The 16175-nt window shown below is 72.2% G+C and carries 14 protein-coding genes; 7 read left to right on the forward strand and 7 right to left on the reverse strand.

Annotated elements, in window-relative coordinates; translation table 11 throughout:
• Positions 1-28: 28 nt before the first annotated feature.
• Positions 29-886, reverse strand: coding sequence for a class I SAM-dependent methyltransferase (locus ELX43_RS06100; RefSeq protein ID WP_127782585.1), 858 nt, complete (start codon positions 884-886; stop codon positions 29-31).
• 275 nt (positions 887-1161) lie between these two features.
• Here ELX43_RS06100 and rpsA point away from each other — a divergent pair, with 275 nt between their 5' ends.
• Positions 1162-2640 (forward strand): 30S ribosomal protein S1, encoded by a 1479-nt coding sequence (gene rpsA, locus ELX43_RS06105; protein WP_127782586.1) that lies wholly within the window; start codon positions 1162-1164, stop codon positions 2638-2640.
• 103 nt (positions 2641-2743) lie between these two features.
• Here rpsA and ELX43_RS06110 read toward each other — a convergent pair whose 3' ends face one another.
• Positions 2744-2983, reverse strand: a complete 240-nt coding sequence (locus ELX43_RS06110) for a hypothetical protein (protein WP_127782587.1) — start codon at positions 2981-2983, stop codon at positions 2744-2746.
• A 135-nt stretch (positions 2984-3118) separates the two neighbouring features.
• Here ELX43_RS06110 and coaE point away from each other — a divergent pair, with 135 nt between their 5' ends.
• Complete coding sequence (gene coaE / locus ELX43_RS06115) at positions 3119-4294, forward strand: dephospho-CoA kinase (RefSeq protein WP_127782588.1); 1176 nt, start codon at positions 3119-3121, stop codon at positions 4292-4294.
• Between the two features lie 15 nt (positions 4295-4309).
• Here the strand turns inward: coaE and ELX43_RS06120 are convergent, their stop codons facing one another.
• A complete protein-coding gene (locus tag ELX43_RS06120; RefSeq protein ID WP_206518202.1) occupies positions 4310-4807 on the reverse strand; it encodes a DUF402 domain-containing protein in 498 nt (165 codons plus the stop codon).
• A gap of 102 nt (positions 4808-4909) precedes the next feature.
• Between ELX43_RS06120 and uvrB the strand changes: the two genes are divergently transcribed.
• Both uvrB and ELX43_RS06130 read left to right on the forward strand, forming a co-directional pair.
• Positions 4910-7090 (forward strand): excinuclease ABC subunit UvrB, encoded by a 2181-nt coding sequence (uvrB, locus tag ELX43_RS06125; RefSeq protein ID WP_127782590.1) that lies wholly within the window; start codon positions 4910-4912, stop codon positions 7088-7090.
• A gap of 94 nt (positions 7091-7184) precedes the next feature.
• Positions 7185-8000 (forward strand): cutinase family protein, encoded by an 816-nt coding sequence (locus ELX43_RS06130; protein ID WP_164860589.1) that lies wholly within the window; start codon positions 7185-7187, stop codon positions 7998-8000.
• 5 nt (positions 8001-8005) lie between these two features.
• On the opposite strand, the gene ELX43_RS06135 is transcribed toward ELX43_RS06130, so the two are convergent.
• The 4 genes from ELX43_RS06135 to ELX43_RS06150 all read right to left on the reverse strand — a co-directional run bounded on the left by ELX43_RS06135 (position 8006) and on the right by ELX43_RS06150 (position 12817).
• A complete protein-coding gene (locus ELX43_RS06135) occupies positions 8006-8866 on the reverse strand; it encodes an ABC transporter permease (RefSeq protein WP_127782592.1) in 861 nt (286 codons plus the stop codon).
• Complete coding sequence (locus ELX43_RS06140) at positions 8863-11700, reverse strand: alpha/beta fold hydrolase (RefSeq protein WP_127782593.1); 2838 nt, start codon at positions 11698-11700, stop codon at positions 8863-8865. The genes ELX43_RS06135 and ELX43_RS06140 overlap by 4 nt, the downstream gene beginning before the upstream one ends.
• Positions 11701-11832: 132 nt before the next feature.
• Positions 11833-12129, reverse strand: coding sequence for an antibiotic biosynthesis monooxygenase (locus ELX43_RS06145; protein ID WP_127782594.1), 297 nt, complete (start codon positions 12127-12129; stop codon positions 11833-11835).
• Positions 12130-12139: 10 nt separating this feature from the next.
• Positions 12140-12817 (reverse strand): DUF6084 family protein, encoded by a 678-nt coding sequence (locus ELX43_RS06150; protein WP_127784721.1) that lies wholly within the window; start codon positions 12815-12817, stop codon positions 12140-12142.
• Between the two features lie 358 nt (positions 12818-13175).
• Between ELX43_RS06150 and ELX43_RS06155 the strand changes: the two genes are divergently transcribed.
• From ELX43_RS06155 to ELX43_RS06165, 3 genes are all read left to right on the forward strand, one after another.
• Positions 13176-14429 carry a glycosyltransferase family 87 protein gene (locus ELX43_RS06155; RefSeq protein ID WP_127782595.1) on the forward strand — a complete coding sequence of 418 codons (1254 nt, stop codon included), beginning with the start codon at positions 13176-13178 and terminating at the stop codon, positions 14427-14429.
• 88 nt (positions 14430-14517) lie between these two features.
• Positions 14518-14970: a universal stress protein gene (locus tag ELX43_RS06160; RefSeq protein ID WP_127782596.1), complete on the forward strand. Its 453-nt coding sequence runs from the start codon at positions 14518-14520 to the stop codon at positions 14968-14970.
• On the forward strand, positions 14967-16112 hold the full coding sequence (locus ELX43_RS06165) for an adenylate/guanylate cyclase domain-containing protein (RefSeq protein ID WP_241249809.1): 1146 nt from the start codon (positions 14967-14969) through the stop codon (positions 16110-16112). Before ELX43_RS06160 ends, ELX43_RS06165 begins: the two co-directional genes overlap by 4 nt.
• Positions 16113-16175: the final 63 nt, after the last annotated feature.

Genomic DNA, 16175 nt, shown 5'->3' on the forward strand with positions numbered 1-16175 from the left:
GCACTGGCGGACCGGGCAGGACGGGCAGCTAGGCGGGCTTGCGGCAGCAGAAGATGGCGGTGCCCGGGAACAGCTCGCCGCGCAGCGGGCTCCACTGGCCCCACTCGCGGTCCAGCCACTCCGGCCAGTCCGGCTCCACCAGGTCCACCAGCTCCAGCCCGGCCGCGACGATCTCGCGGACCCGGTCGCCGAGGGTGCGGTGGTGCTCGGCGTAGGTGGGCCGGCCGTCGGTGTCCACCTCGACGTACGGGGAGCGGTCGAAGTAGGAGATGGTCGCGGTGAGCCCGCGCGGGCCCGGGTCGTCGGGGAAGACCCAGCGCATCGGGTGGTTGACCGAGAACACCCACCGCCCGCCGGGCCGCAGCACCCGCGCCACCTCGGCCATCACCAGCCCGGAGTCGGCCACGAAGGGCACCGCGCCGAAGGCCGAGCAGGCCAGGTCGAAGCTGGCGTCGGCGAAGGGCAGGGCGTCGGCGCTGGCCTGCACCAGCGGCACCTGCGGCCCACCCTGCGCCATCCGGGCCCGTCCGCGGGCCAGCATCCCCGAGGACAGGTCCAGGCCCACCGGGCGGGCACCCTGGCTGGCGAGCCAGCGGCTGCACGGCGCCGACCCGCACCCCACCTCGAGCACGTCGCGGTCGGCCAGCTCACCCAGCAGGTGCACGTCTCCCTCGTGCAGTCCCTCTGGGCACCAGACGAACTCACCGGTCTCGGAGTCCGACCCCAGGAAGTCGCCGTGGGTGCGGTGGTAGTCCTCGGCGTCGGCGTCCCACCACGCCAGGTTGGCGCGCACGCTGTCCTCGGCGCTGAGCCCCACCCGGCTCGGCCCGACGGTGCCCAGGGCGGCGATAGCCTCGCTGTGTCGGGAGGCATCCGCCCCGCTCACGGGGGTCTCGTGGGATCCGGTGCCTGCCTGGGGCGCTCCGGGCGACTGGTTGCTCACTCGTCCTACCTCACGGGTTTGCTGGGGTACTCGACACCCCGTAGGCTTACGCCCGCACGTGGCATGCGTCTCGACGCTTGCAGCTGACCGTGCGATCTTCCCGCACGACGGCTCACTGCAGAACTGAAGAAGACCAGCACGACCACTGTGCGCTGAACACACACAGTATGGCCGAACACCGTCAACCGACTTCCTATCCCTCCGGAGCACTCCACCCCATGCCGACAACCACCCTCCCCTCGTCACGCAGCCCCCAGGTAGCCATCAACGACATTGGCTCCGCCGAGGACTTCATGGCTGCGATCGACGCCACGATCAAGTACTTCAACGACGGTGATCTCGTTGAGGGCACGATCGTGAAGGTCGACCGCGACGAGGTTCTGCTCGACATCGGTTACAAGACCGAAGGCGTCATCCCCTCCCGCGAGCTCTCCATCAAGCACGACGTGGACCCCAACGAGGTTGTCGCCGTCGGCGACATCGTCGAGGCCCTCGTGCTCACGAAGGAGGACAAGGAAGGTCGGCTGATCCTGTCCAAGAAGCGCGCGCAGTACGAGCGCGCCTGGGGCACGATCGAGGCGCTCAAGGAGGCCGACGAGCCGGTCAGCGGCACGGTCATCGAGGTCGTCAAGGGTGGCCTCATCCTGGACATCGGCCTGCGCGGCTTCCTGCCCGCCTCGCTGGTGGAGATGCGTCGCGTCCGCGACCTCCAGCCCTACGTGGGCAAGGAGATCGAGGCCAAGATCATCGAGCTGGACAAGAACCGCAACAACGTGGTCCTGTCCCGCCGTGCGTGGCTCGAGCAGACCCAGTCCGAGGTCCGCAGCGAGTTCCTCAACCAGCTGCAGAAGGGCCAGGTCCGCAAGGGCGTCGTGTCCTCCATCGTCAACTTCGGTGCCTTCGTGGACCTGGGTGGCGTCGACGGCCTGGTGCACGTCTCCGAGCTGTCCTGGAAGCACATCGACCACCCGAGCGAGGTCGTCGAGGTCGGCACCGAGGTCACCGTCGAGGTGCTCGACGTCGACCTGGACCGCGAGCGCGTCTCCCTGAGCCTCAAGGCCACGCAGGAAGACCCGTGGCGCCAGTTCGCCCGCACCCACGCCATCGGCCAGATCGTGCCCGGCAAGGTCACCAAGCTGGTGCCCTTCGGCGCGTTCGTCCGGGTGGACGAGGGCATCGAGGGCCTGGTGCACATCTCCGAGCTGGCCGAGCGCCACGTGGAGATCCCGGACCAGGTTGTCGGCGTCGGCGACGACGTCATGGTCAAGGTCATCGACATCGACCTGGAGCGTCGTCGCATCTCGCTGAGCCTCAAGCAGGCCAACGAGGACTTCTCCGCGGAGTTCGACCCCTCCAAGTACGGGATGGCCGACCAGTACGACGAGGCCGGCAACTACATCTTCCCGGAGGGCTTCGACGCCGAGACCAACGAGTGGCTCGAGGGCTTCGAGAAGCAGCGTGAGGACTGGGAGCGTCGCTACGCCGAGGCGGAGAAGCGCCACGAGGCTCACAAGGCTCAGATGGAGAAGTCGGCCAAGGACGAGGCTGAGGCCGCGTCGGAGACCAACTACTCCTCCGACTCCGCTGACGACACCGAAGAGGTCGACGCCGGTGAGGGTGCCCCCGCCGCCGCCGGTGGTTCGCTCGCCAGCGACGCCCAGCTTGCCGCCCTGCGCGAGAAGCTGTCCGGCGCCTAGTCAGTAGCCGACGAAGCAGGCCCCGTTCCCGGACATCCGGGGCGGGGCCTGACTCGTTGCTGGGGACGTGCGGGTGGGGGTGCCTCCTCGGGGCGAGGTCGGGCTAGTGCGCCAGCTGCCCGGTGGTGGCCAGGCTCGGAGCCCAGCGCACCTCCGGGGTGGCGGGGGAGCGCCGGCGCAGCCCGGCCAGGCTGTGGCGAGCCGGGGTGAGCAGCACGCTCAACCAGCTGCGGCGACGCGTGCTGAGCACGACGGCCACGGCGGGGTGCTCGGTGCAGTGCACGAGTCCGGGGCGGCCGGCGCGGTGGCGCCCGACGGTGCCCCTGCGGTGAGAGCTCGACATCGGGGCCTCCTGGGAACGAGTGCTACACCTGCGGTCACTAACCGTGAACTCTCAACCTACGCATGAGGGTCTGTCGGGACGCGGAGGCGCGCCGGTGTGCCGCGGCGAGTCTCGCCGTTGTGCCACACTCGATCCATGCTTCGGGTTGGCCTCACGGGCGGTATCGGCGCCGGCAAGTCCACGGTCTCGCGCCGCTGGGCCGAGCGGGGGGCGGTGGTGGTCGACGCCGACCTCATCGCCCGGGAGGTGGTGGCCCCCGGCACTCCGGGCCTGGCCCAGCTGGTGGAGCGCTTCGGGGACGGCATCCTGGACGCCGACGGGGCCCTCGACCGCCCCGCCCTGGCCGCCGTGGCCTTCGCCGACCCCGCCGAGCGGGCGGCGCTGAACGCGGTGCTGCACCCGCTGATCGGCGCCCGCACCGCCGAGCTGGTGGCCGCCGCCCCTGCCGACGCCGTGGTGGTGCAGGACATCCCGCTGCTGGTCGAGGGCAGGATGGCGCCGCTGTTCCACCTGGTGGTGGTGGTGCACACCGACGCCGACGAGCGGGTGCAGCGGCTGGTGGGACAGCGGGGGATGACCGCGGAGGACGCCCGAGCCCGCATCGGCGCGCAGGCCAGCGACGAGCAGCGGCGCGCGGCGGCGGACGTGTGGCTGGACAACGGGGGCGCGCCCGACTCGCTGCTGGCGGAGGTGGACCAGCTGTGGGAGCGGCGGCTGGTGCCCTACGAGGCGAACGTGCGGCTGCACCGGCCCGTCGAGCCGACCGACCTGACGGTGGTGGACGCCGACCCGGAGTGGGCCGCGCAGGGTGCGCGGCTGGTGGCCCGGCTGCGGGTGGCGGCCGGGCTGCACGCGCAGCGGATCGACCACGTGGGGCCCACCGCGGTGCCCGGCCTGGCGGCGCCGGACGTGCTGGACGTGCAGGTGACCGTGGCGCAGCCCGACGACGTGGCCGCGCTGGTGCAGCCGCTGGTCGACGCCGGCTTCGCCCCGCTGGAGGAGCAGCCGGTCGTCGGCGGCGACCGCGCCTGGGCGGAGGCCCACCATGCGGGCGCCGACCCGGACCGGCCGGTGCACGTGGCCGTGCGGGTGGCGGGTGCGCCGGCGCAGCGGCACACGCTGCTGCTGGTGGACTGGCTGCGCACCGAGCCTGCGGTGGCCGAGGAGCTGGTGGCGGCGCAGCGCGCTGCCGCGGCGCGCGCGGGCACCGCGGCGGAGCACCGCCGGCTCGTGCAGGACTGGATCGAGCAGACCGCGGGCCGGGCGCGGGAGTGGGCCGAGCGCACCGCCTGGGAGCCCACCACCGACTAGCTCAGCCGGGCACCGTCACCGCCAGGTGAGGGGCATGCCCCGCTCGCCCAGCCACGCGGTGACGTCGTGGCCGTGGCTGGCGATGCCGTCCACCGCGCCGACCGCCCGCTGCACGGCCAGCTCGCTGGACTCGAGGTCCAACAGGCCGTGCGCGTGGGCCGCCAGCAGCTCGTCGGTGTCCAGCAGCGTGGTGGAGCGCCCGGTGCGCACCACCAGGTCGAGGTAGTGGTCCACCCCGTGCCAGACCTCGCCGTCGCGGTGGTACTCACCGATGTCCACGTAGAAGTCCTGGTCGCGCTCGTGACCGGGGTTGAAGTGGAACACCGTCACCCGCAGCCCCGCGCTGGGCAGCAGCCACGACTCGAGGTAGTGGAACTGCACGTGGTCGGCAGGGCGGGCCATGTACAGGCCCCACGGCTGCACCCGGTAGGTGTCCACGGCCCGCAGGATCCCCTTGGGATCGGTGTTGGTTCGCGCTGGGACGTCGAAGGTCTCCCGCTTGGGACGGTGCAGCGCCATACCGGCCAAACCTAGTCGACGCCGCGCGCCCCGCCGGTGCCCGACCCGGGCGTTCGCCCAGCGAGAGCTGTCGGGGGCGACGCCTACCCTGGACCCGTGGCACAGCAGACGAAGCAGACCTCGGAGCCCGAGCACGGGCTCCGCGCGCACTCGGAGTTCCGGCCGGTCAGCGCGATCCCGCGCGTCAAGGGGCAGTTCCAGGTGGTCAGCGACTACCAGCCCGCCGGTGACCAGCCCGCCGCCATCGCCGAGCTCACCAAGCGGATCAAGGCCGGCGAGCCGGACGTGGTGCTGCTCGGCGCCACCGGCACGGGCAAGTCGGCCACCACGGCGTGGCTGGTCGAGCAGGTGCAGCGGCCCACCCTGGTGCTGGCGCCCAACAAGACCCTCGCCGCCCAGCTGGCCAACGAGCTGCGCGGCTACTTCCCGCACAACGCGGTGGAGTACTTCGTCTCCTACTACGACTACTACCAGCCCGAGGCGTACGTCCCGCAGACCGACACCTACATCGAGAAGGACTCCTCGGTCAACGACGACGTCGAGCGGCTGCGGCACTCGGCGACCATGAGCCTGCTCACCCGGCGGGACGTGATCGTGGTGGCCTCGGTCAGCTGCATCTACGGCCTGGGCACGCCGCAGGAGTACCTGGACCGCTCCATCGGGCTCGAGGTGGGCGCGACGATGGACCGGGAGACGCTGCTGCGGGCGCTGGTGGACGTGCAGTACGCCCGCAACGACCTGGCCTTCGCCCGCGGCACCTTCCGGGTGCGGGGAGACACCGTCGAGGTCATCCCCGCCTACGAGGAGCTGGCGGTGCGCATCGAGTTCTTCGGCGACGAGATCGAGGCGCTGTACTACCTGCACCCGCTCACCGGGGACGTGGTGCGCGAGGTGGACGAGACGCGGGTCTTCCCCGCCACCCACTACGTGGCCGGGCCGCAGCGGATGGAGCGCGCCACCCGCGACATCGAGGCCGAGCTGGAGGAGCAGCTGGCCAAGCTGGAGGGGCAGGGCAAGCTGCTGGAGGCGCAGCGGCTGCGCATGCGCACCGCCTACGACCTGGAGATGATGCGCCAGGTGGGCTTCTGCTCCGGCATCGAGAACTACTCGCGCCACGTGGACGGGCGCCCGCCCGGCTCCGCCGGTGCCACCCTGCTGGACTACTTCCCGGACGACTTCCTCCTGGTCATCGACGAGTCGCACGTCACCGTGCCGCAGATCGGCGGCATGTACGAGGGCGACATGAGCCGCAAGCGAACCCTGGTGGAGCACGGCTTCCGGCTGCCCAGCGCGATGGACAACCGGCCGTTGCGCTGGGAGGAGTTCGTCGACCGCATCGGCCAGACGGTGTACCTCTCGGCCACGCCGGGCAAGTACGAGATCGCCAAGGCCGGCGGTGAGTTCGTGGAGCAGGTCATCCGGCCCACCGGGCTGGTCGACCCCAAGGTGGTGGTCAAGCCCACCAAGGGCCAGATCGACGACCTGGTGCACGAGATCCGGGTGCGCAGCGAGCGCGACGAGCGGGTGCTGGTGACCACGCTGACCAAGAAGATGTCGGAGGACCTCACCGACTACCTGCTCGAGCTGGGCATCCGGGTCCGCTACCTGCACTCCGAGGTCGACACCCTGCGCCGGGTGGAGCTGCTGCGCCAGCTGCGCCTGGGCGACTACGACGTGCTGGTGGGCATCAACCTCCTCCGTGAGGGCCTGGACCTGCCGGAGGTGTCGCTGGTGGCCATCCTCGACGCCGACAAGGAAGGCTTCCTGCGCAGTGCCACCTCGTTGATCCAGACCATCGGCCGCGCGGCGCGCAACGTCTCCGGCGAGGTGCACATGTACGCCGACAAGATCACCGACTCGATGAAGCAGGCCATCGACGAGACCGACCGGCGCCGCGAGAAGCAGATCGCCTACAACACCGAGCGGGGCCTGGACCCGCAGCCGCTGCGGAAGAAGATCAACGACATCCTCGACGTGGTCTACGCCGAGGCCGAGGACAGCGAGGGGCTGGTCTCGGTGGGCGGCTCCGGGCGCAACGCCAGCCGCGGCAAGCGGGCCACCGGCGAGGCCGGTCGGGCCGCCAGCGCCGGGGTGCTGGAGGGCCGCGCACCGGGGTCGATGCCGCGTGCCGAGCTGGCCGACCTCATCCAGCAGCTCACCGCCCAGATGATGGAGGCCGCCCGCGACCTGCAGTTCGAGCTGGCCGGCCGGCTGCGCGACGAGATCGCCGACCTGAAGAAGGAGCTGCGCGGCATGGACGCGGCAGGCATCAGCTAGCCCCCACCGGTCCCGTAGTGTCCTGGCCGGGATGGCGAGACCCGCTGTGCGGGGCGCCGTCCGCCCACGGACACGGCCGAGAAGGGGACAGACGATGGCGGGAACGCGCTCGAGGATCACCGGTGGCACCGGAGCTGGACTGCTCTCCGCGCTGGCGGTGGTGGGTCTGCTCAGCGCGGCCTGCTCCTCCGACTCCGACGAGGCCAAGCCCGCCGGCTGCGCAGACGTGCAGGCGGTGTTCGTGCCCGGCACCAACGAGACCTCGCCGACCGCCGACCCCAACGTCCCGCAGGGGCTGCTCAAGGCCGTGGCCGACCCGCTGCGGGGTGCGGTCGGCCCCGACGCGATGGGCATCAGCTTCGTGCCCTACATCGCCCAGTTCGGCAACCCCACCCCGTACCCGGAGAGCCAGGCGGCCGGGGTCAAGGCCACCCGTGACCTCATCCAGTCCGTGGCCACCAAGTGCCCGAGCACCAAGTTCGCGCTCACCGGCTACTCCCAGGGGGCTGCGGTCACCGGTGACGTGGCCACCCAGATCGGCAACGGCGAGGGACCGGTGGAGGCGGACAAGCTCGTGGCCGTCGCGCTGCTCTCAGACCCCAACCGCAGCCCCAGCACCGAGAAGCTCGTCGGCCCCCCGGTCGAGGGTGCCGGCCTGGCCGGCCCGCGGGCCAAGGACTTCGGCGAGGTCGCCGACCGCGTGGTCACCTTCTGCGCACCCGGCGACCTGATCTGCGCCACCCCCGAGGCGGCCCGGACCTTGTCCAACATCCCCGCCGCCCTGGCCCAGGTGGGCTCCTACATGGCCTCGCAGGTGCACTCCTCCTACGCCAGCTACCAGGTGGAGGACGGCAAGACCGCCACCGCGTGGACCGCCGGCTGGCTGCAGGAGAAGATCAGCAAGAGCTGAGCTCGTCAGCTGGTGATGTCCTTGCGGCTGAACCGGTACCAGGCGGCTGCGCCGAACACCGTGGCGTAGATCAACGACGACAAGGTGCCCCAGGCCATCCGCGACCAGTCGACGTCGGTGGACAGCAGCGCCGTCCACGCATAGGCGTGGTGGGTGGGCAGGTAGTCGCGCAGGCCCTCCAGCGCGGGGATGCCGTCCAGGATCTCCGACACGATCGTCACCATCACCGCCCCACCCACTGCGCCCAGCGGGGCGTCGGTGGCCACCGACAACAGGCTGGCGAGCCCGGCCACCCAGAGCAGGCTGATGGCGATGTAGACGATCGCCCCGAGCAGGCGCACCAGGCCGGGGCCGTAGGACAGCGTGTCGCCGAGCGGGCTGACGATGTCGCCGGTGCCGTAGAGCGCAGTGCCCACTGCCAGGGCCACCGCGGGCAGCAGCACCAGCGCGAACAGCGAGAGCAGCCCCGCCACCACGGACTTCTGCCGCAGCAGCCGCCCGCGCGGCACCGGGATGGCCAGCAGGTAGCGCAGGCTGGACCACGACGCCTCGCTGGAGACCGAGTCGCCGAAGAACAGCGCCACCACCACCACCAGCAGGAACCCGATGGACGCGAACAGGGTGAACACGGTGAACCCGAGCCCACCAGTGGTGGCCCGGTCCACGAAGCTGCCGCCCTCGGTGGACGAGCTGTCGCCCAGGGTGAAGGCCAGCACCAGCAGGAACGGCAGCAGCGCCAGGAAGCCCATGGTGATCTGGGTGCGCCGGCGGGTGACCTGCCGACGCAGCTCCACCCCGACCCGCAGGGTGCGCTCGATCCGGTAGCCCGGGGCCCGGCCGTCGGTGGCCGTCATCTGCTCGCTCATCGGTCCACCCGTTCTGCCGCCGGGGCGCTCGCCTCGGCGGGTTGCTTGCCGTCACCAGGGGTGGTGCTGCCGCCGGGGGTCTCCACCAGGGCCAGGAAGACGTCCTCCAGCCGGTTGCGGGGCGCCACCGAGCTCACGCCCACCCCGGCCTGCACCAGCGAGCGCACCGCCTCGGCGGCGGGGACCTGCTCCAGGTCTGCCTGCACCAGCCCGGCGGAGGTGCCGGCGTCCACCTCGGTCACGGTCACGGCGCCCACCCCGGGCAGCTGGTGCAGCACGGCCGCGGTGCGGTCGGCGTCGTCCACCCGCAGCACCACGCGGCCGTCGGCGGCCACGATCTCCTGCACCGTGCCGGCAGCGACCACCTTGCCCTTGTGCACCACCACGACGTGGCTGCAGGTCTGCTCCACCTCCGAGAGGAGGTGGCTGGAGACCAGCACGGTGCGCCCGGTGCGGGCGTAGTCGCGCAGCACGGCGCGCATGGCCATGATCTGCGGTGGGTCGAGGCCGTTGGTCGGCTCGTCGAGCACCAGCAGGTCGGGCAGGCCGAGCATGGCCTGGGCGATGGCCAGGCGCTGGCGCATGCCCTGGCTGTAGGACTTGACGGTGCGCTCCACGGCGGAGCCCAGCCCCGCGATGGCCAGCGCCTCCTCCAGGTGAGCGTCCGCCGCGGGCCGGCCGGTGGCTGCCCAGTACATCCGCAGGTTCTCCGCCCCGGACAGGTGGGGCAGGAAGCCCGAGCCCTCCACGAAGGAGCCGATCCGCGACAGCACCGGGGAGCCGGCGCTCACCCGGTGGCCGAACACCCGGATCTCCCCGCTGCTGGGCGCGATCAGGCCCATCAGCATGCGCAGGATGGTGGTCTTGCCGGCGCCGTTGGGGCCGAGCAGCCCGAGCACCTGGCCGTGCTGCACCGCGAAGTCCACCCCGTCCACCGCCCGGTAGCCGTCGGCGTAGGACTTGGCCAGCCCGGAGACCACCAGCGGCACGTCCGAGCCGTCGTGGTCGCTCACCGCCCGGCGCCGGCGGCGCAGCCGACCCACCACGGCGACGACCACCAGGCCGGCCAGGATGGCGGCGATGCCCGCGGCGGCCCCGACGGGGACGGTGCCCGAGCTCTCGCTGGTGCCGGAGACCGAGGGCAGCGTGAGCGCGCCCCCCGGTGCCAGCGCCACCGCGTACTGGGCGGGGGTGAGGGGCGTGGCGTAGGCCTGGTCGGTGGTGCTGACCACCAGCTCCAGGTGGTGCCCGGTGGGCACCGAGGTGACGATGCCGGGCAGGGTCACCGTGACCGGGGTGGCCGGCCCACCCGGGCTCAGCGCCGGCACCCGGAAGGCCGCCACGCCACCGCCGGGCAGCGTGCGGCGGCCGTCCGCGCCGACGTCGTAGAGCTTGGCGTAGAGGACCGCGTCGCGGGTCTGGCCGAGGCCGGTCACCTCGAGTGTCACCCGGCTGGAGCCGGTGATGGTGACCGTGGAGGACACCGGCTCGGTGCGGAACACCGCGGCCTGCCCGGGCACGTCCAGCGCGGTGGACCCGTTGAGCGCGGCCGCGGACGCCTCCCCGGAGGCCAGGCCGGCGAAGGCGGAGGACAGGCCGGGCACCGTGCTCAGCGACGACGGCGACGCCCCGGCGGGCCGGCTGATCGGCTGGGTGGGGCCGGTCAGGTCCAGGCGACGGGTGGGGGTGGGGTCGTCGGCCTGCAGGCCCGGGTAGGCGGGCACCCGGATGGTGCGGGTGCGCTGGTTGCCGCTGCTGCTCAGCGGACCGGCGAGCTGGTAGCTGAAGGAGGTGCCGGGGTCGTCACCGCGCCCGGCCAGGTGGAAGGCCAGGAAGTCGGTGACCTCGGCCTCGGTGGTGGCGTTGCTGGTGGCCCCGTCGTGCCCGCCGGCGAACCAGGTGGTGGTCACCGGGGTGCCGGTGGCGGCGATCTGGCGGGCGTTGGCGTCGGACTGGTCCAGGCCGAAGAGGGTGTCCTGCTGGCCCTGCACCAGCAGCGTGGGCGCGCGCACCGCCGCGTTGGTGGCCACCGGCGAGCTGCGTCGCAGCAGCTCCACCAGCTCGGGCGAGGGTCGGCCGGTCTCGGCGGCGGTGTTGTAGGCGGCACAGATCTCCGGGACGAAGGTGCCGCACGGCCCGGCGAGCGGGTTGGTGGCGCCGGCGGCGAAGAAGATCCCCGCCCAGCTGCGCTTGAGCACGCCGTCGGTGCCGGTGGCGCCGGCCGCGGGAGTGTCCGGCAGCGCGCCGGAGGTGGTGGCGAGCTCCGGGAACAGGGACTGGCCCAGGTCGTTCCAGGTGATCGACGCGGCCACCGCGTCCACCCGAGGGTCCCGGCCGGCCAGTGACAGCGACAGCGCACCGCCGTAGGAGCCGCCGGCCACGCCCACCCGGGGATCGCCGGGGGAGTCCAGCTGCACCTGCGGCTGCTGGGCCAGGTAGTCCAGCAGGGCCTGGGCGTCCACCACCTCGTAGTCGGGAGAGTTCACCGCGATCTGCCCGGTGGTGCGGCCGAAGCCGCGGGCGCTGTAGGTGAGCACGACGAAGCCGTCCCGAGCGAGCTGGCGGGCCTGCGCGGCCACGGAGTCCTTGGTGCCGCCGAAGCCGTGGGCCAGCAGCACCGCCGGCGCGGGCGTGGCGTCGGGGGTGAACAGCGTGGCGTCCACGGTGACCGGCTGGTCGCGGGCCGGCCCGTCGGTGACGTCGATGCTCACCGCGCGCTCGGCGACCCCGGACGCACCGCTGGCCCGGCTCACGGTGACCGCGAGGAGGACGCCAGCGAGGAGCACCACCACGCCGAGCAGGACCAGCGGGCGCGTCAGACGGCTACGGGACATGCGCCCACGGTATGTGAGGTGCCCGACATCCCGGCTATCCGCGCCAGTCGATCACGAGCTAGGCGGACCCGGTGACACCCGTCGGCTCCGAGGAGCTAGGCGGACCCGGTGACACTCGTCGGCTCCGAGGAGCTAGGCGGACCCGACCACCTCGACGTGCTCCACGTGCGGTGGCTCGGCGAAGTGCGGCCCCACCAGTGCACGCCACTCGGCGAAGGCGGGGGAGCCGCGGAAGCCCTCGGTGTGGTCGGCCAGGGTCTCCCACTCCACCAGCAGCACGAACCGCAGGGGTGACTCGATGCTGCGGGTGAGCTGTGCGCTGCGAAAGCCGTGGGCGCCCGCGACGTGCGGCACCGCCGCGGCGAAGACCTCCGCGAACCCTTCCGCGGCGTCGGCGTTGATGGTGAGCTGTGCGACCTCGATGACCATGAACCGGACCCTAGCCGCTCCCGCTGGCCGCTCCGCCCACCCGCAGCCGGGCCTGGGTGCGCGGCGCCTCACCAGCGGGCAGCAGCGAGCGCAGCGTCTCGTCCCAGCTGATCAGCCCGTGGTCGGCCTTGTGCCGGGCCAGCCGGGCGATCACGTCGTGGCCCACCCGCAGCCACCCGGTGCCGGGGTAGTGCTCGGCCATCAGGTCCTGCCACACGGCCACCGGCATCTCGTGCCTGGCCTCGCAGTCCCACGACACCGGTTGCACGCCGAATCCGTGGCTGCCGCGGGTCAGCACGGTGCCGGAGAACATCATCCGCAGGCCCACCGCGCCCTCACCCAGCGCGTGCAGGTACTGCGACGCGGTGACGTTGAAGTCGTAGGTGCACGGCAGCGGCAGGTCGGTCTCGGTCACCCCGGTGAAGCCTCGCACCATCGTGGTGGCCTGCAGCCACCGCAGCGGGCGCTCGGTCTCCCGCCAGGGCTCGCGCGGCCCGTACCGGCTCAGCAGCCCCTGCTCCTCACCGGCGGCGCGGCGCAGGGGCTCGATGCACACCTGCGCCCGCACGACCATGGCGTGCACCAGCGCTCCGCTGGACTCCTCGATCTGCAGTCGGGCCACCAGCTGGGGCACCGCCGCCGCGGGCTCGGCCTGCACGTCCAGCACGGCGAAGGACAGCTGCGTCATGGGGGCTGCGCTGCTCACGGACGGGCTCGCCTCACCGGGTTGCGCTCGTGCACAGCGTGTTCGGACTTGGTGGCAGCATCGACGGGCACAGGCACCATTCCCCCCTAGCTAGCGTGCGTGACCACGAGATCGAGCACCGACCCCCTGCACTGGTCTCTCCCTCCGGTGTACGCCGGTGTGGTGCACGTCGCAATCACCCTGCTGGCCAGCGCTGGGCCACAACAGGACCCGGTGTCCGACGGGCACGGCCAGCAGGCTCCGGGCGGGCACGCCACCGCCGCTGGGTGCCCGGTTTGCGCCGCTCAGCGGCTACGCTGACGCGGTTTCTGCCACCCACCCGCCTGGAGGTTCGACCTAGATGGCTGTCATCGAACAGGAGCGTGCGACGCCGCGGACGACGTCCACGGCCATGGCTGTCGTGCAGGGGCTCGTCGCTGCTGCGGCCGTGCTGTTCGCGGTGGTCATCTCCGACCATGACTTCATCGACCTCGACGTGTACCGGGCGGCGGCCAAGTCGCTGCTGGACGGTCAGGGGCTGTACGGCTCGCTGCCGGGCTCGCCCTACGACCTGAAGTACATCTACCCGCCGTTCGCGGCGGTGGTCCTGGTACCGGTCACCTTCCTGCCCCTCGACGTGCTGCACGTGGCGTGGACGCTGGGCACGGTCGCCCTGGTGTACTTCGTGCTGCGAGCGGTCATGCGTCGCCTCGGCACCAGCGCGCCCGAGCTCACCGCGCTGGCCCTGCTCGCCCCGGCGCTGCTGCTGGAGCCGATCCGCGGCACCATCGGCTTCGGCCAGGTGAACATGGTGATCGTGGCCCTGGTGGTGGCCGACTGCACCGGCGTCATCCCCAAGCGCTTCCGCGGGGTGGGCATCGGGCTGGCCGCGGCCATCAAGATCACCCCGCTGGCCTTCGGCCTGCTCCTGCTGGTGCGCCGCGACTTCGCGTCTATCGTCCGCGCGGGGGTCGCCTTCGTGGTGGCCGCGGGCATCGGTGCGGTGTTCGCGTGGGAGGACACCAAGAGCTTCTGGACCGACGTCGCCTACGACACCGACCGCGGCGGAAAGCCCTGGTACGGCCCCAACCAGGCGATCACGGGTCCGCTGGCCCGCCTCGGCCTGCCCGACGCGGTGCAGACCGGGCTCTGGGCGCTGGCGGTGCTGCTGGTGGTGGCCGCCGCGGCCTACGCCGCCTGGCAGTTCACCCGCACCGGTGAGCACGTCCTGGCGATGTGCGTGGTGGCGCTGGCGGCCCTGCTCGCCGCCCCGTTCGCCGCCTCCCACCACTGGGCCTACGTCATCCTGCTGCTGCCGCTGCTGGTGGCTCCGCAGTACCGGTCGTGGCGCTACCTGCTCGCCCTGGCCACGGTGGTGTTCCTGCTCGGGGCGCAGTGGGACCTGCCCGGTGGCGGCGACCGCGAGCTGCACAACTGGGACCTGATCCAGCAGTTCGTCGGCAACGGTGAGTGCTTCGTCGGCATCGCGCTGCTGGTCGGAGCCGTGGTGGTGGCGCGCGAGCGGCAGCGCAGCTGGCCGACCCGCCGCACCGAGCTCGACGTCCCGGAGCGCTCCGGTGTCCAGGAGGGCTCGGAGCCGGTCCTGCCGCGATGACCTCAACCCCGAAAACAGGGCAAAACCGTTACGGTCTCTGACAGAGACCGGGCAGAGGCGCCCGGCCCGCCCCACGTCGGAGGTTCAGTTGACCGCCTATCGCACCGTGCTCGTCGGTACTGATGGTTCGGACTCGTCACTCCTCGCGGTGGAGCGCGCTGCCAGCCTCGCCGGTGACGCTGGTGCACGCCTGGTGATCGCGTGCGCCTACTTCCCGGCCAGCCCGCGCGAGGTGAAGCGGGCCTCGGAGGCGCTGCGCGAGGAGTCCTACCAGGTGATGGGCTCGGCGCCGGCCCAGGACACCCTGCAGACCGCCCACGACCGGGCCAAGCTCGCCGGCGCGGGCGAGATCGAGACCCGCGCGGTCAGCGGCGCGCCGGTGGACACCCTGCTCGCCCTCATCGACGAGGTGAAGGCCGACCTGCTCGTGGTGGGCAACCGCGGCCTCAACAGCCTCACCGGTCGGCTGCTCGGCTCCGTCCCGTCCGACACCGCCCGCAAGGCCCACTGCGACGTCCTGATCGTGCACACGGTGCAGTGACGGCAGACTCCGAGGACACCGCGCCAGTCGTCGAGGAGGGTGCAGCCGCGACGGCTGGAGCCGACACGGTGGGCGAGGGCACAGCCCCGAGCCCCGAGAGCGACCGGGCCGACGACGACAAGGCGCTGCGCGAGGGCATCCAGGAGGAGCTCGAGCGCACCCTGCTGGGCGGGCGCCGTCGCTACGACCGCTACCAGGCGGCCGAGGAGGCCGGTGTCCCGCTGGAGCAGGCCACCCGCCTGTGGGTGGCCATGGGCTTCGCGCAGGGCGACGACCCCGACGCGGTGATGTACACCCGCGGCGACGTCCAGGCGCTGCGCACCATCAGCCGGCTGGTCGAGGAGGGCGTGATCTCGGCCGAGATGGAGATCTCGGTGACCCGCGCCCTGGGCCAGTCGTTGTCCCGGCTCGCCGAGTGGCAGGTGGGGCTGATGACCAGCTACATCGGCACCCGGCTGGCCGAGGCGGTGGACAAGACCCCCGAGGGTTCCGAGCTGGACGTGGACGTGGTGCGCGCCGAGGTGGGCTCGGTGGCCAAGGGGCTGCTCCCGACCATCGAGGCGCTGCAGTCCTACGTGTGGCGCCGCCACCTCGCTGCGAACGCCGGCCGTGCGCTGGTCGGTCCCACCGAGCAGATCTCCCGGCAGTGCCTGGTCGTCGGCTTCGCCGACATCGTGGGCTACACCCGGCTCACCCGCCAGCTCGACATCGAGGAGCTCGACCGGCTGATCGAGCGCTTCGAGTCCTGCGCCATGGACGTGATCGCCGAGGGACACGGCTGGGTGGTCAAGACCGTGGGCGACGAGGTGATGTTCGCCGTGCAGGAGCCCGCGCACGCCGCCCGCATCGCCCTGGAGCTGCAGGAGCGGGTGATCGCCGACGACGTGCTGCCCGGGATCCGGGTGGGGATGGCCTACGGCCCCGTCCTCGTCCGCTTCGGCGACGCCTTCGGCTCGGTGGTCAACATCGCCGCCAGGCTGACCTCGGTGGCCAAGCCCGACTCGGTGCTGCTCGACTCCGAGCTGGCCGAGGCGCTGGAGGAGCACGCCGAGCAGTTCCGGCTGCGGTCGATGCGTCCGGTGCGGGTGCGCGGGCTCAGCCGGCTGCACCCGTACCTGCTGCGACGGCAGACCGCCAAGTAGCCCCGCGGCGCGCTGTCGCAGCCGTGCCGCTGGGCCGGGGCTCCGGGCGTGGCTAGGGTCACG

The sequence above is a fragment of the Rhodococcus sp. X156 genome (assembly GCF_004006015.1).
GTDB lineage: Bacteria > Actinomycetota > Actinomycetes > Mycobacteriales > Mycobacteriaceae > X156.

Excerpts from the sequence above, each read along its gene's own strand:
- ELX43_RS06145 (WP_127782594.1), bottom strand. The coding sequence starts at position 12,129 with ATGGTCATCGAGGTCGCACAGCTCACCATCAACGCCGACGCCGCGGAA.
- ELX43_RS06150 (WP_127784721.1), bottom strand. The coding sequence starts at position 12,817 with ATGACGCAGCTGTCCTTCGCCGTGCTGGACGTGCAGGCCGAGCCCGCG.
- coaE (WP_127782588.1), top strand. The coding sequence starts at position 3,119 with ATGCTTCGGGTTGGCCTCACGGGCGGTATCGGCGCCGGCAAGTCCACG.
- ELX43_RS06155 (WP_127782595.1), top strand. The coding sequence starts at position 13,176 with ATGGCTGTCATCGAACAGGAGCGTGCGACGCCGCGGACGACGTCCACG.
- ELX43_RS06130 (WP_164860589.1), top strand. The coding sequence starts at position 7,185 with ATGGCGGGAACGCGCTCGAGGATCACCGGTGGCACCGGAGCTGGACTG.
- ELX43_RS06140 (WP_127782593.1), bottom strand. The coding sequence starts at position 11,700 with ATGTCCCGTAGCCGTCTGACGCGCCCGCTGGTCCTGCTCGGCGTGGTG.
- rpsA (WP_127782586.1), top strand. The coding sequence starts at position 1,162 with ATGCCGACAACCACCCTCCCCTCGTCACGCAGCCCCCAGGTAGCCATC.
- ELX43_RS06135 (WP_127782592.1), bottom strand. The coding sequence starts at position 8,866 with ATGAGCGAGCAGATGACGGCCACCGACGGCCGGGCCCCGGGCTACCGG.
- ELX43_RS06110 (WP_127782587.1), bottom strand. The coding sequence starts at position 2,983 with ATGTCGAGCTCTCACCGCAGGGGCACCGTCGGGCGCCACCGCGCCGGC.